We start from the raw sequence: 26589 nt of genomic DNA, 5'->3' as shown, positions 1-26589 counted from the left end.
TGCGTTCAAGACGTTTTCCCCATCAGTTCGAGTTTCTTCTCGAGTTCGGCAACGCGCTCGGCGAGCTTCGCCAGGCGCTTGATCTGTGCCGCATTGTGCAACCACTCTTGGTGTGGCGCGAGTGGAAAGATGCCGGTATAGGCGCCTGGCCGGCTGAGGCTCTTGGCGACCAGGGTACCGGCGGAAACATGGACATCGTCGGCAATTTCGAGGTGGCCGCTGATCATTCCCGCCCCCCCGACGGTGCAGCGACGGCCGATCCTGGCACTGCCGGCTATACCGACACAGCCGGCCATCGCAGTATGGTCGCCAATGCTGACGTTGTGCGCAACCTGAATCTGGTTGTCGAGTTTGACGCCGTCGCCGATCACGGTATCGTCGAGAGCCGCGCGATCAATCGAGGTATTGGCGCCGATCTCGACGTCGTCACCGATCACCACACGACCGATTTGCGGGATTTTGATCCAGCGCTCGCCGTCCCTGGCAAAACCAAAGCCGTCAGCGCCGATGACCGCGCCGGCGTGGATGATGGCGCGTCTGCCGATCACGCAGTGGTCGTACACGACCACATTCGCGTAGAGCACGGAATCGTCGCCAACGCGCACACCGTCACCAAGCACACAGCCGGGATACAGCGTGACGTTCTCGCCGATGCGCACATCTTCGCCAACCACGGCATTTTCGCCGACACTGACCGATGCCGGCAGTGGCGAATGGACCACCGCGCCGGGATGCACACCGGGCCGGCCTTGCGCAGCCGGATTGAGCAGCGCCACGACACGCGCGTAGTAGGCGTAGGGGTTCGGGTGAACAATGCGCGGCAGCAGCGTGTCGTCGGCAAACTGCGGCGGGACGATCACTGCCGCCGCCTGCGTCCTTTGCAGTTGCTCGCGGTATTTCGCGCTGGCGATGAACGCGATCTGGCCCGCCCCTGCAGAAAGCAGCGAACCAACTTGCGAAACGAGCAGCGATCCGTCACCTTGCAACACCCCGCCCAGACGGGCGACGATTTCGTCTAGTTGCAGACCTCCGGACACAGGCACTCCATTGAATTGGGCAATTGGCGCCGATTACTTCGCCGCCTGGGGATCGGACAAGGCCTTGATGACCTTGTCGGTGATGTCGAGTTTCGGACTCACCCAGACCACATCCTGTACGATCAGGTCGTACTTCTCGTTATCGGCAAGCTGCTTGATCGCCTTGTTGGCCTTTTCAATGATCGCTGCATTTTCTTCATTCTGGCGCAGGTTCAGATCCTCGCGAAACTCGCGCTGCTTGCGCTGAAACTCTCTCGACAATTCACCGAGATCCTTCTCCTTGCTGCGGCGCTCGGATTCCGCCATTGTCAAGCCGCCTTTTTCGAGCGACTCCTGCAGGCCCTGGACCTGCTTGGCCAGACGCTGCAAGTCCTGGTCACGCTTGGAGAATTCCTGCTCGATCTTCTTGGCCGCTTTTACGGCTGCGGGTGCGTCACGAAAAAGACGCTGGGTATTGACGTAACCGATCTTCAACTGGTCTACCGCCGACGCGTAAGTCACCGGCAGCGAGGCCATCAACGCAACCAGCAGCCTGGCAATCGTCTTCTTCAAACTCATTCTCCTAGATTAAAAGGTCGTCCCCATCTGGAACTGGAACTTCTGTAGTTTAGCAGTACTTACCTCGTTGATCGGTTGCCCATAGCTGAATTTCAACGGTCCCAGCGGCGAAATCCAGGCCGCAGTCAGGCCGGCCGACATCGCAAGTTTTTCCTTCCCGACGGTGTAATTGCTGGTGAACACATTACCGGCGTCAAAGAATGGACCGAAGCGGACCGACTTGTCGAATCCCGGCAGCGGCATCAGCAACTCGGCATTGAACACCGCCTTGCTGGTACCGCCGAGATAGGTATCGGGATAGAGCGGATCCACCGGACCGAGGCTGGCGGTCTGATAGCCGCGCACCGACCCGATACCGCCGGCGTAGAAGTTCTTGTAGAACGGCAAGGTCTGACCGCCCAAACCGTTCGCGTACCCAAGCTCACCCATCAGCATCAGAACCAGGTCCTTGCTCAGCGAAAAGTAGCGCTCGTTCTTGTAGGTCAGTCGATAGAACGACAGGTCCACACCGGGGACGGCCACTTCGACGGCAGCACGCTGGATGCCACCAGTGGTCGGATAAATCGAGCTGTTTCGGGTATCGCTGGTCCACGAGACGGTCGCCGGCAGCGTGACATTCGAGTCGCCATGTTCGGCCCGGAACTTGATGTACTGGGGTGGCGTGGCTGCCGTGACGGGAGTGATGTCGATCGTCGTCTGATCGATCGCCAGTCCGAAGCTGAGCGTTTCCTTTTCGCCGATCGGGTAGCCGAAGCGGATACCGCCGCCAATGGACTCGGACTGGAAGGCATAGCCCAGCGAGGTCGGGTTGACTCGCCGGTCGTAGAGGTCGAAGCCCTGACTGATGCCATCAACCGTGAAATAGGGATTGGTATAGTTGATCGCGAGCGTGCGGTTCAGTTTGCCAGTGTTCAGCTGCAAGGACAGGAACTTGCCACTGCCGAAGATGTTGGACTGCGAGATCGAGCCGGATAGGATGACCTTTTCCGCACTCGAATAGCCAGCGCCGATCGAGATGTTGCCGGTCGATTTTTCGGTCACATTGACGTTCACATCCACCAGATCAATGGTTCCCGGAACCGGCGGAGTTTCCACGTTGACCTCGCCAAAATAACCGGTCTTGTCGATCCGCTCACGTGACGCGGCCACCCGATCAGCGTCGTACCAGGCCCCTTCCATCTGACGCATTTCCTGGCGAATCACCTCGTCACGCGTTTTGCTGTTGCCGGTAATGTTGATCCTGCGCACGTAGGTTCGCTTTCCCGGATCGACGAAGATCGTAAACGCCACCTGACGCTTTTCCTTGTCGAGTTCCGGCGCGGCATTGACATTGGCAAATGCGTAACCTTGTGCGCCCAGTTTGTCGGCAATGGCTTTGGTGCTCTCGTTCACTTTCTCTCGGGAAAAAATATCCCCCGGCTTGATCTTGACCACATTCCTGAACTCTTCGTCGGAGAGCGTCAGATCGCCCGCCAGCTTGACCGATGAGACGAGGTAGCGATCGCCCTCGTTGATACTGATCGTGATGTAGATTTCCTTCTTGTCGGGAGTGATCGAGACCTGTGTCGACTCGATACTGAACTCCAGATAGCCACGATCAAGGTAATACGAACGCAAGCTCTCGAGGTCGGCAGACAGTTTCTGCTTGGAATACTGGTCACTCTTGGTATACCAACTGATCCAGGTGGGCGTCTTCTGCTGCAATACCGAAAGCAGATCCTTTTCCCGGAAAGCCTGCGCGCCGACGATGTTGATCTGCTTGATTTTGGCGGTCTCGCCTTCATCGATATTGAAATTGATCGCCACACGGTTGCGATCCAGCGGCGTGATCGTGGTGGTGATCGTCGCCGCGTAGCGGCCACGCGACAGGTACTGGCGTTTCAATTCCTGTTCGGCCTTTTCAAGGGTGGCGCGGTCGAAGGTACGCGATACCGCGACACCCACTTCTTTGAGTCCCTTGATCAGCTGATCCTTCTCGAATTCCTTCAGGCCGATAAAATCGATCTGCGCGATGGCCGGCCGCTCCTCGAGCACGACGATCAGCACCTGGCCATCGATTTCAATCCGGACATCCTTGAAAAAGCCGGTGGCAAACAAGGTCTTGATGGCTTGTGCCGCCTTTTCGTCCGTCATCGTGTCGCCGACCTTGACCGGCAGGTAGCTGAAAACGGTACCGGCCTCAACCCTTTGAATGCCTTCGAGACGGATGTCCCTGACCGTGAACGGTTCCACCGCCGCTGCGCCAGAGACAACAAGGGTAGCCAACAGAGCTGCCAGCAGGTTTTTCTTCATGAGCTCAGCCGGAGAACAGTAATCGATTGATGTCGTTGTAGAAGGCGAACGCCATAAGCATGAGCAGGAAGGTCAGCCCGATTTGCTGACCAATTTCCATGGTGCGCTCGGAGACTGGCCCACGCTTGATGATTTCGACGAGATAATACAGCAAATGCCCGCCATCCAGAATCGGGATCGGCAGCAGATTGAGGACGCCAAGGCTGATGCTGACTAGGGCGAGAAATTTGAGATAGTAGTCGATTCCCAGTCTCGCCGACTGGCCGGCGTAATCGGCAATGGTCACCGGCCCGCTGATATTTCGCCACGACACCTCGCCGGTAATCATCCTGCCGATCATCAGCAGGGTGAACGCCGATTTGTCCCAGGTCTCGACGACGGCCTTGTGAAACGCCGACCAGGGCCCGTAACTGACGGTGATCATCAAGGCCGCGCGTGCCTGGCCATGGTCACTGACCGCCGCACCAATCCGGCCGATTTCGCTTCCTCCCTCGTTTATCGCCGCCGGCGTCACCGTCTTTTCGATGCGCGCACCCTCTCTCAGCACCTCGACCCGCAACGCTTTTGCCGGGGACTGGCGAACCACGCGCACGACGTCCGCCCAACTATCGACGAGTTGCTCGTCAATGCTCAGGATTTCGTCTCCCGGACGTAGTCCGGCAGCGTCGGCAGCACTGTTCGCGTTGATCTTGCCGAGCACCGGCGGCAAGCGCGGGCGGTAAAGACCGAAGCCCAGCCGGTCGAGCGCGTCTCCCTCCCAGCCCGAGCGCCGCACGGACGAGACATCCAGGCGGCGGATGGTGATCTCGTTGGCCGCATTGATTACCTCGAGCTCGACCTGATCCTGCTCGGCGGCCCGCTGCAGCAGGACCCACCGCATCTCCTGCCAGGTCTGCACCCTTTCGCCACCGACCTGAAGGACCCTTTCGCCGTTTTCCAGCCCGGCCGCAGCGGCAGGACTCGCACTCACCGGGGTGCCGAGAATCGGCTTGAACTCTTCCGTTCCGTGCCAGAAAAGCCCCCAGTAGATGAGAACTGCCAGCACGAAGTTGGCCGCGGGTCCTGCGGCGACGATCAGCATCCGCCGCTGCACCGGCTGCCGGTTGAAGCTCCGGTGCAATTCCTCGGCAGCCACCTCACCTTCGCGCTCGTCAAGCATTTTGACATAGCCGCCGAGCGGGAAGGCAGCAATCGCCCACTCGGTTGCATCCGGACCCCAGCGCCGCGACCAGAGCGGCCGGCCAAAACCGACCGAGAAGCGCAGAACCTTGACCCCGGCCCAGCGCGCGGCGAGATAGTGTCCAAACTCGTGAAAGATGACCAGAATTCCCAGCACCAGGGCAAAAGCGGCCAGATAGTAGAAAAATCCGCTCATCCGCAGATCCTCGCCACGATCCAATGCTCAGCGGCAGCGCGCGCTACCCGGTCGGCAGTCAACACCTCCGCCAGCGAGCCAGGCGCCGCGCCTGCCGGCAACTGATCCATGACTGCTGCAATCACGCGGGGAATGGCCGTAAAGGGTATCCGCCGTTCAAGAAAGGCCTGTACTGCCACTTCGTTGGCAGCATTCAGCGTCGTCGACGCGCTGCCGCCCTGGCTGAGCGCACGATAAGCCAGGGCCAGACACGGAAAGCGCTCCAGATCGGGCCTCTCGAAGTGCAGCGAGGTGACCTGGAAGAGATCAAGTGGCTCGACGCCGGCCGCGATACGCCGCGGATAGGCCAGAGCATGCGCGATCGGGGTACGCATGTCGGGATTGCCCAGTTCGGCAATCACCGAGCCATCGGCGTATTGAACCAGGGAATGAATCACGCTCTGGGGATGAATGACCACCTGAATCCGCTCGGCGGGGACGTTGAACAACCAGTGGGCTTCGATGACCTCCAGGCCCTTGTTCATCATTGTCGCGCAATCGACCGAGATCTTTCGTCCCATGACCCAGTTCGGATGCGCGCAGGCTTGGTCAGGGCTGACGGCATCGAGGTCGGCAGCCGCCATTCCGAGAAACGGCCCCCCCGATGCGGTGAGAAACAGCCCAAGCACGCCACTGGCATCGAGATCACCGGCATAGTTGGCCGGCAGAGACTGGAAGATGGCGTTGTGTTCGCTGTCGATCGGCAACAGGGTCGCACCGTTTTCTCGTACGGCCCGCATGAATACCGAGCCGGCCATGACCAGGGCTTCCTTGTTGGCCAAAAGAATTCTCTTGCCGGCGACGGCTGCGGCCAGAGTGGGCGGCAGACCTGCTGCACCAACGATGGCGGCCATCACCGTATCGACTTCGGGAAGCTGTGCCATCCGGATCAGCGCTTCGGGCCCATGCGCAACTTCGGTTGGGCAGCCTGCGGCAGCCAGCCGCGCACCAAGGTCGGCAGCCAGAGAAGCATCGCCAAGAACGGCATGGCGGGGCTGAAACTCGATGCACTGTTCGAACAGGCGGTCCGCCTGGCGGTGCGCACAAAGCGCGACGACACGATAGTGTGCTCGGTGGCGGCGCAGTACATCGAGTGTGCTGAGCCCGATGGAACCTGTCGATCCAAGGATCGTAAGCTGCTGCGCAGCCGTCCCGGAAGCCATCAAAGCCGCGTCGCCAGCCAGACCAGTGCGACCAGCGGCAGAGTCGAGGTGAGACTGTCGATCCGGTCAAGCACCCCCCCGTGGCCGGGCAGGATCCTGCTGCTATCCTTGAGCCCTGCCTGGCGCTTGAGTAGCGACTCGAACAGGTCACCGAGAATGCTGATCGCCGTCAACAACACCAGAAGCACCAACAACAGCGGCAGGTTTCCGGCCAGGGTGGCTGGCAGCCTCGATGACAACAGCAATCCATAGACGAGCACCGTGACGCCACCGCCAATCGCACCTTCCCAGGTCTTGCCAGGCTGATGCTGGGTGCCAGCTTGTGTTTGCCCAGGCTTCGGCCGGCAAAATAGGCGCCAATGTCGGCCAGCCAGACAACGGCCATGATCGCCAACAGGGCCTGCGGACCCGCTTGCCGCAATTGTATCAGCGCCAGCCATACCGGCAGGAGCAGCACGATGCCGGTCGCCAGAGCGAGGACCGGGTTGGCGAGAGGCCAGCGCCGTTGCAGCCAGATCGGTACCAGCAATAGCCAGAAAACCGCAGCCGGCAAGTAGAAACAGGCCCCCAGACGCCAGGCAGTCGCGTCGAAGCCGGCACCCAGGCCGACTGCCGCTGGTTCGAGAACCGCCACGATTGCACACAGGAAGGCCAACAGGACTCCCAGCGAAATCTGCCCCGCTGCACCGAGGCGCATCAGTGCCCCCCACTCCCAGGCTGCGACGCCGGCTACTGCGGTGACGAACAATAGCCACCCCAGCGGCGACAGGTAGAATAGCGCGCCCAGGAAAGCGGCAAACAGAACAAGCGCGGTGATCACCCGCGTCCTAAGCATCGATACGCGAGCCGGTCGGTGATGCAGCAGAAACGCCGGTCAACTGTTCGCTGGTACGCCCGAAACGACGTTCGCGCTGCTGATACGAGACCAGGGCCGCGTCAAAGGCAATCGAGTCGAACTCGGGCCAGAGCACCTCGGTGAAGTACAACTCGGAATACGCGAGCTGCCAGAGCAGGAAGTTGCTGATCCGCTGCTCTCCACCGGTACGGATGAACAGATCCGGTTCCGGCGCGTAGCTCATCGCCAGATGCGGCGCCAGGTCGGCTTCCTGCCATTCAGTGGATTTCCCCGGGTCGCTGCTCAACATGCGGTTGATCGCCTGCAGGATGTCCCAGCGCCCACCATAATTTGCGGCAATCGTCAGGTTCAGGCGGCTGTTGCCCGCCGTGCGTTGCTCCGAGGCCCTGATCAGCGCCTGCAGGTCCGGATCAAAACGCGCGAGGTCGCCGATCACCCGCAGACGTACGCCGTTGCGATCGAGCTTTTTGACCTCCTCCTTCAGAACGCGTACAAAGAGTTGCATCAGCAGCGAAACTTCCTCTGGCGGGCGGCGCCAGTTCTCGGAACTGAACGCAAACAGCGTCAGATACTCGATGCCACGTTCAAGACAGGTTCTGACCGTGACACGCACCGTTTCAACACCGCGATGATGGCCGGCGAAGCGCGGTAACAGACGCTTTTTGGCCCAACGTCCATTGCCGTCCATGATGATCGCGACATGGCGAGGTACCGCCGATGTGGTCGGAACGTCATGGGTTGAACTGGCAAAGCGGGCCATGTATTTCACTCGTCGGCAATTGCTAGATGGCCATCAACTCGGTTTCCTTGTGGCTGAGTTGCTTGTCGATTTCCGCCACATAGCGATCCGTGAGCTTCTGGATTTCATCCTGGGCACGATGCTCCTCATCCTCCGAGCATTCCTTGTTCTTGAGCATTTCCTTCAGCGTCGCGATGGCGTCGCGCCGCAAATTACGCACCGCAACCTTGGCGCCTTCCCCCTCACCCTTCACCACCTTGATCAGATCACGGCGCCTCTCCTCGGTCAATGCCGGCATCGGCACACGGATCAGATCCCCCTGGGCGGCTGGATTCAGGCCCAGGTCACTGTCACGAATGGCTTTCTCGACTTTTGCCGCCATGCCCTTTTCCCAGGCCTGGACACCGAGCGTACGGGCGTCGAGCAAGGTCACATTGGCAACCGTGTTGATTGGCACCAGCGACCCGTAGTACTCGACCTGCACATGGTCGAGCAGGCCGGTGTGGGCCCGCCCCGTCCGTACTTTCGCCAGATCGGTCTTGAGTGTCTCAAGTGACCTCTGCATCTTGTGTTCAGCGGTTTTTTTTTACTTCTGCTATGGACATCTCAATCTCCCTCAGCAATAGACCAGGGTACCCTCTTTCTCGCCCATCGTAACCCGCTTCAGCGCACCCTGCTTGAATATCGAGAAGACGTTGATCGGCAGCTTCTGGTCGCGGCACAGCGCAAAAGCAGTGGCATCCATGACCGCGAGATTTTGTGCGATCGCGTCGTCGAAGCTGATCCGATCATAACGGGTCGCCTGTGGATCCTTGTTGGGGTCGGCGGAGTAGATGCCGTCGACCTTGGTCGCCTTGAGCACGATTTCGGCGCCGATCTCTGCCCCGCGCAAGGCCGCGGCCGTGTCGGTAGTAAAGAACGGATTGCCGGTACCCCCGGAAAAGATCACCGTCCGCCCCTGCTCCAGGTAACGAATCGCCTTGGCACGAATGTACGGCTCCACCACCTGCTCGATGTTCAGCGCCGACTGCACCCGCGAAACCATGCCGGCAGCCCGCATGGCATCGTGCAGCGCGAGGCCGTTCATCACCGTCGCCAGCATGCCCATGTAGTCTGCCTGAGCGCGGTCCATTCCCCTGGCAGCAGGCGCCACCCCACGAAAGATATTGCCACCGCCGATCACCACGCCGACCTGCACACCCAGATCGACAACTCCCTTGATTTCCGCAACGATTGCCGAGATCGTCTGCCGGTTGATGCCGTAAGCATCACCACCCATCAATGCCTCGCCCGAGAGCTTGAGCAGGATACGTTTGTAGCATGGCGAGGTTGCGGACATCGGCGTCTGACTCCTGCAGGTCTGGTCGATTGACGGGCTATGCTTACTTCTGCGCGGCCGCGGCAGCCTGTGCGGCCACCTCGGCAGCGAAGTCGTTGGTTCGCTTGGCAATGCCCTCACCCACCACGAACAGCGTGAATCCGGCAACCGAAGCGCCCTTGGCCTGGAGCAACTGAGCGATGGTTTGCTTGCCATCTTCGGCCTTGACAAACACCTGACCGAGCAGCGTCACTTCACTCAGGAACTTCTGAATCGAGCCTTCGGCGATCTTTTCGATCAAGGCTTCCGGCTTGCCGGCTTCGCGGGCTTTCTCGATGGCAATCCGGCGTTCGCTCTCGATCAGATCCACGGCAACACCTGATGAATCCAGCGCTTTCGGTTTGGCAGCGGCAATATGCATGGCCAGATCCTTGCCCAGTTGATCGTCACCCCCCTGGTAATCGACGAGGACGCCGATCTTGGCGCCGCCATGGACATAGGAAGCGAGCTTGCCCCTGGCTTCAATGCGCACGAAGCGGCGGATCGACATGTTCTCGCCGATCTTGCCCACCAGCGCAGTACGCGTCGATTCGACACTGCCCTCGCCCATCGGCAGCGTGGACAAGGCAGCCACATCCGCCGGGTCATGCTCGGCAACCAGCGCCGCGCAATCTCTGGCCAATTTCAGAAAGTCGTCGTTCTTGCCGACGAAGTCGGTTTCGCAGTTGATCTCGATCATCGCGCCAAGCTTGTCGTCGCTCGATCTGTGGATTGCCACGACCCCCTCGGCGGTAATCCGGCTGGCCGCCTTGCTGGCCTTGGAACCGAGTTTCACGCGCAGGATCTCTTCGGCCTTGCCGAGGTCGCCGGCGGCCTCCGTCAGCGCCCGCTTGCACTCCATCATCGGCGCGTCCGTTCTTTCGCGCAGCTCTTTCACCATACTTGCGGTAATTTCCGCCATTTCAGTCTCCACTTGCTGACACGGCCAGAATTGCCGGCCGTGGCTCAATCGATACGTTCAGGAAAAACAAACCGGCCGCGGGCAGGTCCAGCCGCACGGCCAGCGCGGTACAACCGACGATCAGTCGTCTTCTTCGATAAACTCGTCGCCCGATACAGCATCGAGGATTTCCTCGACGAACTGGCTGCGTCCCTCGAGAACCGCATCAGCAACGCCGCGAGCATAGAGACGGATGGCGCGCGAAGAATCGTCGTTACCCGGAATGACATAATCGATGCCCTCCGGAGAATGGTTGGTATCCACCACGGCAACGATCGGAATCCCCAGCTTGTTCGCTTCGGTGATGGCAATCTTGTGGTAACCGACGTCAATCACAAAGAGGGCATCAGGCAGCGAACCCATGTCCTTGATGCCACCGATCGACTTGTGCATCTTGTCGAGTTCGCGCGTGAGCATCAGCGCCTCTTTCTTGCCGAGGCGGTCGAGGGAGCCATCTTCACACATGGCTTCCATCTCCTTGAGGCGCTTGAGCGACTGCTTGATGGTCTTGAAGTTGGTCAGCATGCCACCCAGCCAACGCTGATCGACAAACGGAGAGGCGCAGCGCGACGCTTCCTCGGCCATGATTTCGCGCGCCTGCCGCTTGGTTCCGACAAACAGGATGGTACCCTTGTTGGCAGACAGCCGGCGAACGAAGGTCATCGCTTCATTATACTTGGCCAGCGTCTTTTCCAGGTTGACGATGTGAATCTTGCTGCGGGCGCCAAAGATATAGGGCGCCATCTTGGGATTCCAGAACCGCGTCTGATGGCCGAAATGAACACCGGCCTCAAGCATCTGTCGCATTGTTGTAGACATACGTTCCTCAATATCAGGGTTAGACCACCATCCGCCCACCTACAGCCCGCCATTTCGGCAGGCACCCTTGAACAGGCGAATGTGCGTAGTTGGACGGACCTCCTCGGTACGCCCGACGCACCACGAAGGCGCGTTCTGCTGTTTCGCTGACACGGGTCAGCAAAAGTCGGCGATAGTATCATCAAGAGCCATCGAATTTCAATTCGGGGAACAGGATTCAGGAACCATCGTGCAAGCGCAATCCTCCTTCCCGGGTGATAACCGATTGAGCACTCGTCAAATTGCCTAAGCTCCCTGCTTCCTTTATCCTTCGTTCCTCCTCAACTGGCACTGGCCTCCACGCATGAGCATTACTCAGAAGACCTCTCAAGAAATCGAAAAGATGCGCGTCGCTGGTCGCCTGACAGCAGAGGTGCTCGACTACATCACTCCGCATGTGAAATCGGGAGTCAGCACGGGCGAACTGGATCGACTCTGCCATGATTACATCGTGAATGTTCAAGGCTGCATTCCAGCGCCGCTCAACTATGCTCCACCCGGCTACAAGCCTTATCCGAAGTCGATTTGCACCTCGATCAATCACCAGGTCTGCCATGGTGTCCCCGGTGATCGGCAGTTGAAGAATGGCGACATCGTCAACATCGATGTGACCGTGATCAGCGACGGCTACCATGGCGACAGCAGCCGCATGTTTCAGGTCGGTGAGACCTCCGTGCAGGCACGACGGCTGTGCGAGGTCACCTTCGAGTGCCTCTGGCTGGGCATTGTGCAGGTCCGGGCCGGCGCGCACCTCGGTGACATCGGTCACGCGATTCAGCAATATGCCGAGAAATCCGGCTATTCAGTGGTCCGCGAGTTCTGCGGCCATGGTATCGGTGCCAGGTTTCACGAAGAACCCCAGGTGCTTCACTATGGACGGCCGCACACCGGCATCCGGCTCGAAGCCGGCATGGTGTTCACCATTGAACCAATGATCAACGCCGGCAAGGCGGCGATTCGAAGCATGGCCGACGGCTGGACGATCGTCACCAAGGATCACAGCTTGTCCGCGCAATGGGAGCACACCATTCTGGTTACCGACACCGGCTACGAAGTCCTCACCGTGTCGGAGGCTACTCCTTCGCAGCCAGACTGGATCAGGTAGTTGCCATGAACACCGACACCTTCGATCGTTCGGCGCTCGTCGCTGGCTGCAGGTCGCGTTTGCAGGCTGGCCAGTCGATGCTCCGCGAGCGCCATCCCGGCGAAGGTGACGCGGCACGCCTGTTGCGCGAGCGTTGCCAGTTGGTCGACGAGGTCCTCTGCGACCTGTGGCAAGCACTGGCGTTGCCGGTTTCCCTGGCTTTGGTCGCGGTCGGTGGTTACGGGCGCGGCGAACTCTATCCGGCCTCCGACGTGGACATCCTGCTCCTTCTGCCACAAACGCCCGACCAGGTATTGACCGCTCGACTCGAGCGCGCGGTCGCGCTGTTTTACGACATCGGTCTGGATATCGCCCCCAGTGTGCGTACCGTCGAAGAGTGTACGCACACTGCCGCCGCCGACCTGACGATTCAGACCGCATTGCTCGAAGCACGCCTGCTGGCCGGGAATAGCGAACTGTTCCAGGAAGCCTGTATCGAACTCAAGGGAAACCTGGATCCGCGAGCCTTCTTCGAAGCCAAACGGATGGAACAGGAAGAGCGTCACCGCCGCTTCCAGGATTCACCCTACAGCCTGGAACCCAACTGCAAGGAAGCTCCCGGTGGGCTGCGCGATCTGCAGACGATCCTGTGGATTGCCCGCGCGGCCGGCTACGGTGACTCCTGGGAAGATCTCGCGCAGCACGGCTTCATCACCCCGGAAGAACAACTCCAGCTGCAGCGCTGTGTTGCTTTTCTGCAGCGCCTGCGTACGCGCCTGCACCTGCATGTCGGCCGGCGCGAAGATCGCCTGCTGTTCGACTACCAGACGGCGCTCGCCGAACAGATGGGATTCGCGCCCACCAGCACCCGCCGGGCCAGTGAACGGCTGATGCAGGGCTACTACCGGACGGCAAAGGAAGTCACACAGATCAACACGATCCTGCTGCTGAACATCGGTGCTGCGATATCGCCGCCGCCTGAGCAGTTGCCACTGCCGATCAATGAACGCTTCCAGAACCGGCACGATCTGCTGGATGTGGTCGGAGAAGAAGTCTTCAACGAGTGTCCCGGGGCCATGCTCGAAGCTTTCCTGTTGATGCAGAAGCACTCCGATCTGCAGGGAATGACGGCGCGCACCTTGCGCGCCTTGTGGCATGCCCGGACCCGGATCGACGTGGATTTTCGCCGTGACCCCGGCAATCGCGCCGCTTTCCTGGAAATCCTCAAACAGCCGCGCGGCGTGCTGCATGAACTGCGACGGATGAACCAGTTCGGAATTCTCGGGCGCTATCTACCCAACTTCGGCAAGATCGTCGGCCAGATGCAGCACGACCTGTTCCATGTCTATACCGTCGATCAGCACACCCTGCAGGTCCTGCGCAACCTGCGCCGCTTTCTCGCCGACGAATTCGCGCATGAATATCCACTGTGCAGCGAGTTGATCAGCGATTTTCCCCGTTGCTGGGTGCTCTACGTGGCGGCGCTGTTCCACGACATCGGCAAGGGACGCGGCGGCGATCACTCGGAACTCGGTGCCGTGGATGCCGCCGAGTTCTGCGCCGAGCACGGCATCGCTGCCGAGGACAGTCAATTGATCGTCTGGCTGGTTCGACAGCATCTGCTGATGTCCATGGTCGCGCAGAAGCAGGACTTCACCGACCCGGACGTCCTCGGCTCCTTTGCCAGGATGGTCAAGGACGAGCGCCACCTGATCGCACTCTACCTGTTCACCGTCGCCGACATTCGCGGCACCAGTCCGAAGGTCTGGAATACCTGGAAAGGACAGCTACTCGAACAGCTTTTCCGAAGCACCTGTCGCACCCTGCTGGCCGGCGGCCAGGTACCGGTCCGGCAGGGCCTGATCGAGGAACGCCAGCAGGAAGCCCTGCGCCTGCTGCGCTACTTCGCGCTTCCCGACGCGGTGCACCAACGCCTGTGGAAGCAACTCGACACGGTGTATTTCCTGCGCCATTCCGCGGAAGAAATCGCCTGGCACACGCGCGCCCTGCACTATCGGACCCGCGTCGAGCAGCCGGTGGTCAAAGCACGGGTGAACCCGCAGGGCGAAGGGCTCGAGGTGTTGATCTATACGAAGGATCAGCGCGATCTGTTCGCGCGCCTCGTCGGTTTTTTCAGTCGTGCCGGCTACACCATCGTCGACGCCAAGATCCACACCACCCGTCACGGCTACGCGCTGGACAGCTTCATGCTGCTCGACCTCAGTGATCGCGGCAGTGAGCGCGCGATGATCAGCTACATCGAACACGAGTTGACGGCGCGTCTCAACCGCCAGAGTCCGCCCGAGGCACCCGGCAGCGGGCGCCTCTCACGACAGGTCAGACACTTCCCTATTCAGCCGCTGGTCACCATCGAGCCGGACGAAAAAGGCTCGCACTATGTGCTTTCAGTGAGCGCGGCTGATCGCCCGGGCCTCCTGTACACCATCGCCATGACTTTGGCCGCGCATTGTGCTAATCTGCATACGGCAAAGATCTCGACGCTCGGCGAACGTGTCGAAGACACTTTCCTGATCAGCGGCGGAGACCTCCGCGACACGGCCAGCCGCATCAGGCTGGAAACCGAGTTGCTGGAGCGCCTGAAACTCTGACGGATCAACAGGAGGGGATGAGCAAGGCGAAAGACTCGGTAGTGCCAGCGAAACGGCAACCATCGGGAAGCACGGCAGAGCGGGAACTGTCGGTTTTTTTTTACACCCAAACCTTGACGACGCCTCCGAGATCTCGGAGAAAAACTGCAATTCAATGATTTAAACCCCGTTTTTCTTATCATCTGAATCCTGGTACATAATTTGCTAATACATTAGCTAGGCGTGATTCAGCGACGGACGTTCAGTGGCACGACGGCGGTTCTTCTGCTTCTGTGATACGTAACGTGATGCAGTCCGCAAACGTTCCGCGCAACGAAAGCTAGAATATGTTGCTCAGGCAGAAATCGATCTCAAGGAAAACACATGTCAACGACTCCATCAGAACGAACCCAGCAGCGCCGACGCCTGCTGAAAGCTGCCGCAGCAGCACCGGCCATCTTTACGCTGAATGCCGAAGCTAGAGACCTTGCCTTCAGCACTACCCAGTGCGTTGTTCGTGGGCAGGCTCTACACACTCCACCTGCCCCGCCTCCCGTAACCGACTTTCCGGACGCCTGGGTACGCGAAAGGATAACTGTAGGTGGCGTGGAGAAGTTCCAGATCGCTGACGTTGGGCATGGGCCTGTTTATGGTGGAACGTGCTGGAATTCCTTCTATCAGGGTCAGGGTCGGCAGGCGGATGGCAACAACGTTCTGATTCCCTGATTCCCTGATCCATGACCTGTCCTGACCAGGCTGGAGCAGCCTGATTGGCTGAGATTTCGTACCGCAGACTGGGCGACGGCGGTGCCGTTTTTGATTCGAAAAGTTGGCAGACCCATATCCTGACCCCGTCGGCAGCGATCATTTTCGAAGCCCTCGCTGAAATCTGCGAGGACGGGCCGGTACCGCAAGCGCAGGCCTTCGAGTTGCTGCGTGATGAGCTGGATGTGGATATCGACACCCCCGAAATGAAAGAAGTGTTGCGTTCTCTTGAGGAGATGGGCATCCTTGGCGGATGATCGCCGCCAACCCGAGAATTCGAGACCTGCCGCCAAGCCTGCTGGCACAGCGTTTTTCAGAAGCATCCGTGACGCTCGATTATGGTGCTGCCTTGGTCCGTGTCCGGACCGTCCTCAAGCCTTTCGTGCGAGATTTTCAACGAGTTTACGGGGCGTTTTTCCTGGCTGAAAAAGCCGATTTTGCGGATTTTCACATCGAAGTGTGTTCCGGAAAGGGCCTGCGGGCCATCCTCGGACCACAATCCCGTTTCCTGATCGACGGCATTCAGCCCTTCGATCCCTTTCCCAGAGAGCAGGCGCTTCCCCACTTCGAATGGGGGGTCAACTGGTGTTTTGGACAACGCTTCAACCAGCATGTCCTGCTGCACGCCGGTGTCCTGGCTCTTGGTGAGCGGGGCGTGATCATGGCTGCACCACCGGGCTCCGGCAAGAGTACGCTGACGGCGGCCATGATGCTGCGTGGCTTTCGGCTGCTGTCCGACGAGTTTGGCGTGCTCTGCCCACGCACCGGCCAACTGTGGCCAATGCTCAAGCCGGTGGCGCTGAAGAATCGCTCGATCGACGTCATCCGCGCTTATACCGACGAAGCGATCCTTGGCCCCGTCTACGGAGGAACCCGCAAGGGAGACGTGGTCCACCTGGCTCCCGATGAGGCCAGCGTCGATGCCAGGAGACTTCCTGCCCGCCCGCGTCTGGTGCTTTTCCCCCGTTTTCGGGAAGGCGCTGCGCTGACGACTCGTCGTCTGCCCAGCGAGGAAGCTTTTGCCCGCCTGGCTTTCAACAGCTTCAACTACGGTCTGCTCGGGCGGATCTCGTTCCATGCCGTGGCTGATGTCATCGACGCTTGTTCGGCCTACGAACTCGAATACAGCCGGCTGGATGAGGCGATCGAATGCCTGCGTGCAATGCTTTCGGAATCGACCGTAGCAATGGCAGCGGCATGATCAGCCTGGAACGTGTCGATCCCTGCGTGCATGGCCTGCTGGCCTTGCTGATCGACCCCCGGCAGGCAGGCAGTGTCGGTCTCGCCGACTGGGACAAGATCATTCGTCTCGCCCGGCAGTCCAGACTGCTGGGGGTGCTCTCGTACCGAATTCAGTCGCACCCTGAATTACTGCCACAGTTGCCGGAATGCGTGCTGGGTCATCTGCGCTCAGCAGCAGCCTATTCGGCGCATCGCATCCAGATCCTGCGCATCGAGCTGGCAGCGCTGGCCAAGGCGCTACCGGCCGAGATCCCGGTGGTCGTGCTCAAGGGAGCAGCCTACATCGTGCAGAATCTTGAAATCACCTGCGGCCGTCTGCCGAGCGATGTCGACCTGATGGTTGCCTACAGCGATCTCAAGCGAGCCGAGGCCGCGCTGCTCGACGCCGGCTGGTCAGGTGAGGTGATCGATGCCTACGACCAGCGCTACTACCGCGAATGGAGCCACGAACTGCCCCCGATGCGCCGTCCCGGACATTCGGTGGAACTCGATCTGCACCACACGATCACGCCGGTTACGGCCCGTCTCAAGCCGGACACGGCACTGCTTTTCGCCGACCTGCAGGTGGTCGAGGGGGAACGATTCCTGGTCCTGCATCCGCAGGATCAGATCCTGCACGCAGCAGTTCATCTTTTCCAGGACTCCGAACTGTTCGCCAATCTGCGCGATCTGGTCGATATCGACGGCCTGATCCGCACCCATCTGCACTCGGAAAGCGACTGGCAGGCGCTCGCTGTACGCGCTGCACGCCACCATCTTGAGCGACCCCTGTGGTATGCCCTGCGCTACTGCCGCGCGTGGCTCGCCACCGCGGTGCCTGATGCTCTGCCATTGGCCGCTCCACCAGCAGCGGCCATCCGGTGGATGGACTGGCTCTTTCCCCGTTGCACGCTGCCGAGAATTCCGGACCGGCAGCCACCCTTCTCGCGGCGGATTGCCGCGCAACTTGGCTTGCTCCGCTACCAGTGGCTGCGTATGCCGCCCGCCCTGCTGCTCCGCCACCTGGCCCACAAAGGCCTGCACTCCCTGCGGCCACGTCCTGCGGTGCCGAACAAGGCCGAATAGGCGTTCCGCTCAGGCAGGCTCGGCAGCGAGTTCGGCATACAGATCATGCTCGTCGGCATCGACCACCCGTACCCGCAGAAAATCACCCGGTTCGGCGTCGAAATGATCATTGACGAACACCAGTCCATCGATTTCCGGCGCATCGGCTGCCGAACGAGCGATCGTTCCCTCATCGTCCACTTCATCGACCAGGACGTCGATTTCACGCCCGATCTTCGCCGCCAGCAACTCTGCAGAGATATCTTCCTGTAACTCCATCAGACGGCGCCGGCGCTCCTCGCGAAGTTCCTCCGGCAGCGCACCTGGCAAGGCATTGGCTGCCGCGCCGGCAACCGGCGAATAGGCGAAACAGCCGACGCGATCGAGGCGCGCTGCCGCGATGAAGGCCAGCAATTCCTCGAATTCGGCTTCACTCTCCCCAGGGAAACCGGTGATGAAGGTGCTGCGCACCGTGATCTCGGGGCAGACGGCCCGCCACGCCTGGATCCGTTCGAGATTGTTCTCGGCACTCGCCGGACGCTTCATGGCCTTCAGAATGCGCGGGCTGGCGTGCTGGAAAGGCACATCGAGATACGGCAGCAGCTTGCCCGCGGCCATCAGCGGCAGCAGCGCATCGACGCTCGGATACGGATATACGTAGTGCAGGCGCACCCAGATGCCCAGTTCTGCCAGCGCTTCGCAGAGTTCCTGCAGCCGGGTCCGCAGCGGACGACCACCGAAAAAGCCGGTTCGGTACTTCACATCGACACCGTAGGCGCTGGTGTCCTGCGAAATGACGAGCAGTTCGCGCACGCCGGCGTCGGCCAGCGTCCTGGCTTCCTGCAGCACCTCACCGATCGGTCTGCTGACCAGAGGTCCGCGCATCGAGGGGATGATGCAGAAGGTGCAACTGTGATTGCAGCCCTCGGAAATCTTCAGGTAGGCAAAATGCTGCGGCGTCAGCTTGATGCCCTGCGGCGGTAGCAGGCTGGAGAACGGGTCGTGCGGCTGCGGCAAATGCGCATGCACCTGCTGCAGCACTTCGTCGGCGGCATGCGGGCCGGTCACCGCCAGCACCTGCGGGTGCGCCTGGCGGATCACTTCTTCCCGTGCTCCCAGGCAACCAGTGACGATCACCTTGCCGTTCGCGGTCAGGGCCTCGCCGATGGCATCGAGCGACTCCTCGACCGCGGCATCGATGAAACCGCAGGTATTGACGACGACCAGATCGGCGCCTTCATAGGAAGGTGAAATCAGATAGCCCTCGGCGCGCAATCTGGTGAGAATCTGTTCCGAGTCGACGAGCGCCTTCGGGCAACCCAGTGAAACGAAACCGATGTTTTTTGGTTTGGACATGAAGAACTGCTCGAATGAAAAGGCGTCGAGTATACCGCCAGCTTCGCTTCCACGATGCAGAACAAGCGGCCGCGAGCAACACGAGTGATTGACGCCAGCGGCGCAGGGTGGCAAGGTGCATGGCTTCCGGTCTCCAGTGATGCGGCGGCAATACCGCGGGGGATAGGAGCTAAACGTCCGATGGCCCGTTTCGTCCGACATCGGAAACCATGTATTTCTCCAGCCCAGTCTGTCTAGCGAAGGAAGTTTCATGCCCAGGAACACCCCCAGTGCCGCCGATTCGGAAGCTGCCACCCGACTCGCCGAACAGACCGCAGCGGCCATGTACAGCCGCGACGCGGCGAGCAAGCTGATTGGCCTGCAGATCATCTGCGTTCGCCCAGGATATTCGCGGCTGACGATGGTCGTTCGGCCGGATATGGTCAACGGCCACCATATCTGTCACGGCGGATATCTGTTCACCCTCGCCGACTCGGCTTTCGCCTATGCCTGCAACGCCTACAACCGGAATACCGTCGCCTCGGCGTGCCACATCGACTTTCTCACACCAGCAAGGGAAGGCGAACTTCTCGAAGCCGAGTGCGAGGAACGTTCTCGTTCCGGGCGTACCGGCGTCTACGACACCACCATCCGCAATCACAACGGCAGGATCGTCGCCCTCTTCCGCGGCAAATCGTACCGCATCGCCGGTGAAGTCATCGCCGGCCTCGAAGCGGAAGAAGCTCGCCCGGCCTCAGCCGGCGTACCGGCAAGCCGGGTCGAGGGCAACCCGCAGTGAGCCATCCAGGTGCATGTCTTTGGTTGTCAGAACAGGAAGCTCGTCAGCCATGCTCTGGCCAGACCGACGGCGCTGGCCCAGTCTTCCGGACTCATGAAATGGGGAGCACCCGCAATCTCCCGATAGCTCAGCCGATCCGGATGCTCGCGATAGCGAGGCAAGAGCCTGGCGTGCAGGGCCTGGGCGGCTGCCGGCGGAACGACCGTGTCGTTCTCGGCGGTGATCGAGAGAAGCGCAGTGGGGAAAAAACGGTCAAGGGCGAGATGAGGGCTGTCCGGGAGCAGCCATTCAGGCGAACCGAGGAGCGCAGCCGCCGCACCAATGCGCCGATCAGCAGTAACCGCTCCGTAAACGATGCAGCCACCCATCGAAACACCGGCAACGGCGACTCGCTTCGGATCAGTCAGACCGCCCTCGACCAGCATGTCGAGGAATTGCGGTAACTCGGCAGCCGTCCGGCTGACGAGGCGATCGAAGAGTCGGGGGTTGCCCGTTGGCGACCCGGAAAATTGTTGTTCGAAATCGGCGAGCCGGCGCTGGCCGTGACCTACCGCATCCATGCCGACAGCCAGCAGCCCCGCCTCGGCTAAACAGCACAGTTCGGGCAGATGCAGCTCCTTGTCGGCGCCAAACCCGTGCAGCCACACCACCGTCGGCGCCGGAGCATCTCCACCCAGCGGACGTACGATCAGCGCCGGGACCTGAGCAAACATGGCACGCGTAATGGCAAGGGTCATGATGGCTGCCGCAGGAGACCCCGAGAGGTGGAAGCGCCCTCTTCGCGGCACTCTGCCGAAGCAGTCACGAACTCACTTTCCAGGGCGCCTCCCATCAACTCGCGTCCAGACGGACGCGAGCTGCTACAGACTTCAGGCGCCGCGCTCGCGCATCCAACTGGCAACCTTCGGCGCCAGGACCTTTTGCGACAAGCCGCCGGTGTAGATGCCGATGTGGCCCGTGGCAATGGCAAACTCGGTGTAGTCCTTGCTGCCTACATACTTGCCGAGAGCAACGGTGCACGGCGGCGGCACGATGTGATCCTTTTCGGCAAAGATGTTGAGGATCGGAATCGTGAGTTCCTTGAGGTCCACCTTGCGGCCACCAACCTCGAGGGTACCCTTGACGAGTTTGTTTCCTTTGAGGTAGTCGCGGATGAACTCCTTGAACATCTGGCCGACGGCGTCGGGGCCGCCAAACAGCCATTTTTCCATGCGCAGGAAGTTCTGCAAGGCCAGACGGTCGTCAAGAATATCGATCACGTCAGCGTACTTGCCGTAGTTCAGGATAAACGGCGAAGCCATCATGAACGACTCGTTGAGCACAGTGGCCGGTACATTGCCATGCACGGCAACCATTTTCTCCACGTCGGCTTCACCCCCCATGGTGAACATCAAGCCCTCGTGCGGCTTGTGATTCGCCTTGTAGGCGTCGAAATCGATCGGCGACACGGTCAGAACCAGGTGGCTGATCTTGTCCGGATTGAGCGTCGCGTAGGTGGTTGACATGGCGCCACCCTGGCAGATACCCAGCAGGGCAATCTTGTCGACACCATGGTACTTGCGAATGAAGTCCACCGTATCGTCGAAGTAGCCGTTGATGTAGTCGTCGAGAGTGCGGAACTTGTCTACCTGACGCGGGTAACCCCAGTCGTTGAGGTAAACGTCGATCCCCTGATTCAACAAATTACGGACCAGTGATCGATCAGGCTGCAGGTCGGCTACTTCGTAACCATTGATCAGCGGCGGCATGATCATCAGCGGCGTCTTCATGATCTTCGACGGCTCGACCAGCGGATGATAATGGTAGACCTTGATGCCATCCTGCTCAAAGATGACGTCTTTTGGCGTGCTGCCGATATCGATGTCATCGTCAGTCAGATTGGTGAGATTGCTGACGCCCTTGGCGAGCTTCTCGTTCAGGGCAGCGGCTTCAGCCATGAGGTCAGCGGGAAGAATCTGGATTGGGAAAGAAAACATGGGTAGCACCCTCCTAACGGTCTATTAGCTTGTAAAGCCGATCAAAAACAACATTCAGGCTTCGGCTCACTCGCTCTTGGCACGCGCTACTGCTGCCTTGCGAGCCGCAACGCCGCCCTTGGCTGCAACTTGTGCTGCCGGAGGCAGTCCCTTTTTGAGCGCTCGGATCTCCTTCTTGAGTTCGTGGATCACCTGGTAGGTTTCGTCCAGTTCGCTGCGAGTAGGCATGTCGAGACTGCGGAAGATGTCCTCGACGACCTCGCGTTGTGCCAGTTTAAATTGCTGCTGGGCCTTGGTAAACGCGTTTTGCGTATCGAGGAACTCTTGCGTATTGAAGGTCACCAGCAACGATTTGTCGGCAGTACGGTACCAGAGGCCCATCAGTTGGCGCACAGCGGTGATCTTTTCACCCTTGGCAGCCACTTTGCCGAGTTCTTCCACTGTCGCCTCGACGGCTCTGGACAACGCATCGGCGAATGCCTTGTGGAAATTCAGACTGGTCTTGCGCAGATCAACGACCGCGTCGACCAACCGCAACAACTTGGCGTTCTTCTCACGAGAAGCGCCAAAGAGAGGAATCTGACCGACGCCCGCCAGCGCACTGGCGTCGCCTTCCATCGACAGCAGGCGATTGAGTCCGGCGGTACCGCCGAGCATCGCCTCGCCGATGTGCCCGGACGAAGCCGCCTGCATCAGAAACGACAACCAGGGACCCATGGCTTCGGGCAAATCCTTGCTCAAGGTTCCACTCAGATTACCGATGTGCGAACCCATGCCAAAACTGCGCTCGAGCATGGCCGTCGACTCCTTGGCCCACTGCTCGGCAAAACCCTTGAGGTCGGGGCGCCAATCCTTGTTGGCCTCGAGGTTGGGAGCCACGACTTTCATGGACTTGAAAAAGAAATCCATGACACGGTTCATCGCATTATGGCTACCGGTCATACGATCCATCAGCAAACGTGCTGCTTCGTTCGTACCTTTGGTGGCGGCTTCAACGCCTTGCTTGACCGCGGCGACTGGGCCTTCCTGACCGCCCGGGAGATTCTGCAGCATCTGGGACCAGTCGCCCCACAAGCGCTTCTGCGACTCGGCCCAAGCGTTGACGACGCCGCCCAGTTGCTCATTCGGATTCTTGTTTTCCACTCCTGTGATCTCCTTTCAGTGTATCGGACACGCCTACCGCCACGGTAGGCGGATGCCCTGCGGTAGACGGGGTGCACTCTACAACAAAACTGCGGCCGTCTGGCGACGGCCGCGATCTTGCAGCTTTACTGGCCTGCTGACGGTATCAGGCCAATGCCACCACGGCATCTGCCTTGTGTTTTGCCTCACCCTGCTCGTTGGCACAGGTCAACTCGAGGCGAACACATTTTTCCCCACCCTGCTCCAGTTTCTCGACCACCTTGCCGGTGCACACCATGCGCTCGCCGATCTGGGTGATGGCCGTAAAGCGCACCCCGAAACTGCGGATCGCTTCCTGTGGCACCCATTGCGTCAGCATGCGACCCAGGTAAGCCATGCCCAGCATGCCGTGCGCAAAGACATCAGGTATCCCTTTCGAGCGGACATAATCCTGGTCGAGGTGCAGGGGATGATGGTCGCCGGAACCCGTGGCATACAGGGCCAAGGTCAGACGAGACACCGGCTCGGTGGTCAACGAAGGAATCTCGTCGCCCACCTTGAGCGCATCATAATTCGCTGTTGTCATCGACTATCCCCCTATGCCCGAATAACCATCACGGAGTGCACATCGCACACCAATTCGCCCTGCCGGCGCACCTTGACATCCTTGACGACGAACTGCAGAGCACCATTCTTCTTGTCGTAGATGTCGGTAATCTCGCCATCGAAAGTCAGCGTATCGCCGGCATAGACCGGCTTGTGATACACGAACGACTGTTCGCCGTGCAGCATCTTGCCGAGATCGCAGCCCATGGTTTCGAGGTAATCGAAGGGATGTTCCTTGTCCATGTCCATGCAGAAGAAAAAGGTCGGTGGCGCCAGCACGCCCGGCAGACCGGCCTTCTTCGCGGCCTCTTCGTCGAAGTAGATCGGGTTCGTTTCACCCGTCGCCTTGGCGAACCACTTCAATTGCCATGCCGTCAAATGGACGGAATGTTGCGGCACTTTCATGCCAATGTGTTTCTTGTCAATCAACATCTGTTTCACTCCTGGACCACCCCGGAGACCGGGGTGGAAACGCCGTGTGGCGACTTGATCAGAGAATTTCCAGGGCGATCGCGGTGGCTTCGCCGCCGCCAGCGCAGAGGCCCGCGATGCCGCGCTTGAGACCACGCGCCTTGAGTGCGTAGAGCAGTGTCACCAGAATCCGTGACCCCGTGGCGCCGATCGGATGGCCCAGCGCACAGGCACCACCATTGACGTTAACCTTGTCGTGCGGCAGATCGAGATCACGCATCGACACCATGGTCACTGCAGCGAAAGCCTCGTTGATTTCCCAGAGGTCAACATCCGTAGTCTGCCATCCCACATTCTTCAACAGTTTCTGGAAGGCAAACACCGGCGCGGTCGTAAACCAGGCCGGTTCTTGCGCAAAAGTGGCATGGCCAGCGATCCGCGCCAGAGGCACGATGCCGGCTGCCTTGGCGTCCGATTCGCGCATCAGGACAAATGCCGCAGCACCGTCAGAGATCGAAGACGAGTTCGCCGGCGTCACCGCCCCATCCTTCTTGAAGGCCGGCTTGAGTTTGGCGATCTTCGAAACGTCGCATTTCATCGGTGTCTCGTCGAGGGCAATCACTTCCTCACCCTTGCGGCTGGTAACAGTGACCGGTGCGATCTCGTCCTTGAAGACACCGGAAGTGACTGCGTTCTGTGCACGCGTCACTGATTCAATCGCGAAGGCATCCATCGCTTCGCGCGAGAAAGCATATTTATCTACGCACAGTTCAGCAAAGGCGCCCATTAGTTTGCCTTGCTCGTACGCATCCTCAAGACCGTCGAGGAACATGTGGTCATGCAGCACCCCATTTCCCAGCCGGTAACCCGTGCGAGCGGTGGTCAGTACATGCGGAGCATTGGTCATCGACTCCATGCCACCGGCCACTGCGATGTTGATCGAACCAGCCAGCAGTTCGTCGTGCGCGATCATGACCGATTTCTGGGCAGAGCTGCACATCTTGGTCAGGGTGGTGCAAGGCACCGACTTTGGCAGACCTGCGCCCAGGACCGCCTGGCGTGCGGGGGCCTGACGCAAGCCGGCCATCAAGCAGCAGCCCATCAGTGCCTCATCGATATCCTCGACCTTGACACCCGCCTGCTCGACTGCGGCCTTGATCGCGACACTACCGAGTTGCGTGGCCGTCAAACCCGCAAACTGACCCTGGAAGGCGCCCACTGGCGTGCGCTTCGCGCCTACGATGACAACGGATTCACTCATAAAACACTCCTATTATTACAACGACTCTTGCCCGATTGAAATTAATTGCAGGTCAGAACTTACTTCCCTGGCATCCGGATGGCACCGTCGAGACGGATGACTTCACCGTTCAGATAAGTGTTCTCGCAGATGTGCCGGACCAGCGCTGCATACTCGGCAGGATAGCCCAGGCGCGATGGGAACGGCACCATCTTGCTCAGCGTATCCTGAACGGGTTGTGGCAGGCCCTTCATCATCGGCGTCCCGAAGATACCTGGGGCGATGGTGACGACGCGGATGCCATGCTCTGCGAGCTCGCGCGCGACCGGCAGCGTCAGGCCAACGACAGCCGCCTTCGAAGAGGCATAGGCGGCCTGGCCAATCTGGCCGTCGTAGGCGGCGATTGATGCGGTGTTGACGATCACCCCACGCTCACCGTCCTCGTTCGCTTCGTTCTTGCTGATCGCTTCGGCAGCAAGACGAATCATGTTGAAGGTGCCGATCAGATTGATGTTTACGACGCGCGCAAAAGTTGCCAGGTCGTGCGGGCCATTGCGGCCAAGCACCTTTTTGGGTGGTGCGACACCGGCACAGTTGACCAGTCCGTGCAGCGCGCCGAATTCCTTGACGGCCATTTCGATGGCGGCGCTTGCGCTCGCCTCATCGGTCACATCGGTCTTGGCAAAGCGCGCGTTCGGTCCAAGTTGCGCGGCCTGCGCCTCGCCGGCAGCAGCATCGATATCGACAATCACCACCTTTGCACCAGCGCTGACCAGGCCGCTCGCCGTTTCCGCTCCGAGGCCGGAGCCTGCACCCGTTACCACAAAAACACTGCCACTGATTTGCATTTTAACCCCCAAAAAAATATCGCGACATCACGCAATGCCGCGCTCCTGGACTGTGCCGACGGCGATCCTCATGAACGAGCGTCGTCACAGTAAAAACAGAACCTCCTGGCACATCGAGAATTCTCTTGATGATGCGAGTGCCTGAGCCAAAAAGACTGCTTGGCAACAACCCGTACAGCGAACCGTTGCGCTCAACAAGTTCCCTTGTGTCTGGCGCATTTACGCCTGGCCGGTAACGGCGGCGAGCAACCTCGCCATTGTCGAATGCAGACCGCTGCCGAGTCAAGCACCAGA

24 protein-coding genes and 1 pseudogene are annotated in these 26589 nt (G+C 59.9%); 6 read left to right on the top strand and 19 right to left on the bottom strand.

Features of this window, described 5'->3' with window-relative positions; genetic code table 11:
* Window positions 1-5: 5 nt before the first annotated feature.
* The 11 genes and pseudogenes from lpxD to rpsB form a co-directional block, all read right to left on the bottom strand.
* Window positions 6-1037, bottom strand: a complete 1032-nt coding sequence (lpxD, locus tag E4Q08_RS05475) for a UDP-3-O-(3-hydroxymyristoyl)glucosamine N-acyltransferase (RefSeq protein WP_169069633.1) — start codon at window positions 1035-1037, stop codon at window positions 6-8.
* A 33-nt stretch (window positions 1038-1070) separates the two neighbouring features.
* The gene (locus E4Q08_RS05470; protein WP_169069632.1) at window positions 1071-1595 is read right to left on the bottom strand and encodes an OmpH/Skp family outer membrane protein; all 525 of its coding nucleotides are present in this window, start codon (window positions 1593-1595) and stop codon (window positions 1071-1073) included.
* Between the two features lie 9 nt (window positions 1596-1604).
* Window positions 1605-3887, bottom strand: coding sequence for an outer membrane protein assembly factor BamA (gene bamA / locus E4Q08_RS05465; protein ID WP_169069631.1), 2283 nt, complete (start codon window positions 3885-3887; stop codon window positions 1605-1607).
* A gap of 4 nt (window positions 3888-3891) precedes the next feature.
* Complete coding sequence (rseP, locus tag E4Q08_RS05460) at window positions 3892-5262, bottom strand: RIP metalloprotease RseP (protein WP_034911429.1); 1371 nt, start codon at window positions 5260-5262, stop codon at window positions 3892-3894.
* A complete protein-coding gene (gene ispC / locus E4Q08_RS05455) occupies window positions 5259-6464 on the bottom strand; it encodes a 1-deoxy-D-xylulose-5-phosphate reductoisomerase (protein ID WP_034911426.1) in 1206 nt (401 codons plus the stop codon). The genes rseP and ispC overlap by 4 nt, the downstream gene beginning before the upstream one ends.
* Window positions 6464-7299: pseudogene (locus tag E4Q08_RS05450) on the bottom strand (phosphatidate cytidylyltransferase). The gene ispC and the pseudogene E4Q08_RS05450 overlap by 1 nt, the downstream one beginning before the upstream one ends.
* Entirely contained in the window at window positions 7292-8080 is a 789-nt protein-coding gene (gene uppS, locus E4Q08_RS05445) for a polyprenyl diphosphate synthase (RefSeq protein WP_169069630.1), read from the bottom strand. The pseudogene E4Q08_RS05450 and the gene uppS overlap by 8 nt, the downstream one beginning before the upstream one ends.
* 22 nt (window positions 8081-8102) lie before the next feature.
* Complete coding sequence (gene frr / locus E4Q08_RS05440) at window positions 8103-8624, bottom strand: ribosome recycling factor (RefSeq protein WP_169069629.1); 522 nt, start codon at window positions 8622-8624, stop codon at window positions 8103-8105.
* 51 nt (window positions 8625-8675) lie between these two features.
* Entirely contained in the window at window positions 8676-9398 is a 723-nt protein-coding gene (gene pyrH / locus E4Q08_RS05435) for a UMP kinase (RefSeq protein WP_169069628.1), read from the bottom strand.
* Between the two features lie 43 nt (window positions 9399-9441).
* Entirely contained in the window at window positions 9442-10338 is an 897-nt protein-coding gene (gene tsf / locus E4Q08_RS05430; protein ID WP_169069627.1) for a translation elongation factor Ts, read from the bottom strand.
* Between the two features lie 120 nt (window positions 10339-10458).
* Window positions 10459-11196 carry a 30S ribosomal protein S2 gene (rpsB, locus tag E4Q08_RS05425; RefSeq protein ID WP_034911814.1) on the bottom strand — a complete coding sequence of 246 codons (738 nt, stop codon included), beginning with the start codon at window positions 11194-11196 and terminating at the stop codon, window positions 10459-10461.
* Window positions 11197-11539: 343 nt separating this feature from the next.
* On the opposite strand from rpsB, the gene map reads away from it, so the two are divergent.
* From map to E4Q08_RS05400, 5 genes are all read left to right on the top strand, one after another.
* Window positions 11540-12340, top strand: coding sequence for a type I methionyl aminopeptidase (gene map / locus E4Q08_RS05420; protein ID WP_034911816.1), 801 nt, complete (start codon window positions 11540-11542; stop codon window positions 12338-12340).
* A 5-nt stretch (window positions 12341-12345) separates the two neighbouring features.
* Window positions 12346-14928: a [protein-PII] uridylyltransferase gene (locus tag E4Q08_RS05415; protein ID WP_034911819.1), complete on the top strand. Its 2583-nt coding sequence runs from the start codon at window positions 12346-12348 to the stop codon at window positions 14926-14928.
* Window positions 14929-15677: 749 nt separating this feature from the next.
* Window positions 15678-15929, top strand: a complete 252-nt coding sequence (locus E4Q08_RS05410) for an HPr-rel-A system PqqD family peptide chaperone (protein ID WP_169069626.1) — start codon at window positions 15678-15680, stop codon at window positions 15927-15929.
* Window positions 15926-16873 (top strand): HprK-related kinase A, encoded by a 948-nt coding sequence (locus tag E4Q08_RS05405; RefSeq protein ID WP_169069625.1) that lies wholly within the window; start codon window positions 15926-15928, stop codon window positions 16871-16873. The genes E4Q08_RS05410 and E4Q08_RS05405 overlap by 4 nt, the downstream gene beginning before the upstream one ends.
* Window positions 16822-17979, top strand: coding sequence for a nucleotidyltransferase domain-containing protein (locus E4Q08_RS05400; RefSeq protein ID WP_169069624.1), 1158 nt, complete (start codon window positions 16822-16824; stop codon window positions 17977-17979). Before E4Q08_RS05405 ends, E4Q08_RS05400 begins: the two co-directional genes overlap by 52 nt.
* A gap of 9 nt (window positions 17980-17988) precedes the next feature.
* On the opposite strand, the gene rimO is transcribed toward E4Q08_RS05400, so the two are convergent.
* Window positions 17989-19314, bottom strand: a complete 1326-nt coding sequence (gene rimO / locus E4Q08_RS05395; RefSeq protein WP_034911837.1) for a 30S ribosomal protein S12 methylthiotransferase RimO — start codon at window positions 19312-19314, stop codon at window positions 17989-17991.
* 250 nt (window positions 19315-19564) lie between these two features.
* Between rimO and paaI the strand changes: the two genes are divergently transcribed.
* Window positions 19565-20092, top strand: a complete 528-nt coding sequence (paaI, locus tag E4Q08_RS05390; RefSeq protein ID WP_169069623.1) for a hydroxyphenylacetyl-CoA thioesterase PaaI — start codon at window positions 19565-19567, stop codon at window positions 20090-20092.
* 26 nt (window positions 20093-20118) lie between these two features.
* On the opposite strand, the gene E4Q08_RS05385 is transcribed toward paaI, so the two are convergent.
* The 7 genes from E4Q08_RS05385 to E4Q08_RS05355 all read right to left on the bottom strand — a co-directional run bounded on the left by E4Q08_RS05385 (window position 20119) and on the right by E4Q08_RS05355 (window position 26295).
* Window positions 20119-20829 (bottom strand): alpha/beta hydrolase family protein, encoded by a 711-nt coding sequence (locus E4Q08_RS05385; protein ID WP_169069622.1) that lies wholly within the window; start codon window positions 20827-20829, stop codon window positions 20119-20121.
* Between the two features lie 132 nt (window positions 20830-20961).
* Entirely contained in the window at window positions 20962-22068 is a 1107-nt protein-coding gene (gene phaC, locus E4Q08_RS05380; RefSeq protein WP_169069621.1) for a class III poly(R)-hydroxyalkanoic acid synthase subunit PhaC, read from the bottom strand.
* A gap of 66 nt (window positions 22069-22134) precedes the next feature.
* A complete protein-coding gene (locus E4Q08_RS05375) occupies window positions 22135-23211 on the bottom strand; it encodes a poly(R)-hydroxyalkanoic acid synthase subunit PhaE (protein ID WP_169069620.1) in 1077 nt (358 codons plus the stop codon).
* Between the two features lie 145 nt (window positions 23212-23356).
* Window positions 23357-23776, bottom strand: a complete 420-nt coding sequence (locus E4Q08_RS05370; protein WP_034919613.1) for a MaoC/PaaZ C-terminal domain-containing protein — start codon at window positions 23774-23776, stop codon at window positions 23357-23359.
* A gap of 11 nt (window positions 23777-23787) precedes the next feature.
* Window positions 23788-24228 (bottom strand): MaoC family dehydratase N-terminal domain-containing protein, encoded by a 441-nt coding sequence (locus E4Q08_RS05365; RefSeq protein ID WP_211203324.1) that lies wholly within the window; start codon window positions 24226-24228, stop codon window positions 23788-23790.
* Between the two features lie 58 nt (window positions 24229-24286).
* Window positions 24287-25468, bottom strand: a complete 1182-nt coding sequence (locus E4Q08_RS05360) for an acetyl-CoA C-acyltransferase (RefSeq protein ID WP_169069619.1) — start codon at window positions 25466-25468, stop codon at window positions 24287-24289.
* Window positions 25469-25527: 59 nt separating this feature from the next.
* Window positions 25528-26295, bottom strand: coding sequence for a 3-hydroxyacyl-CoA dehydrogenase (locus tag E4Q08_RS05355; protein WP_034919605.1), 768 nt, complete (start codon window positions 26293-26295; stop codon window positions 25528-25530).
* Window positions 26296-26589: the final 294 nt, after the last annotated feature.

This window comes from Candidatus Accumulibacter contiguus (assembly GCF_012940005.1).
GTDB lineage: Bacteria > Pseudomonadota > Gammaproteobacteria > Burkholderiales > Rhodocyclaceae > Accumulibacter > Accumulibacter contiguus.
This window is presented reverse-complemented; position numbering and strand designations above follow the sequence as displayed.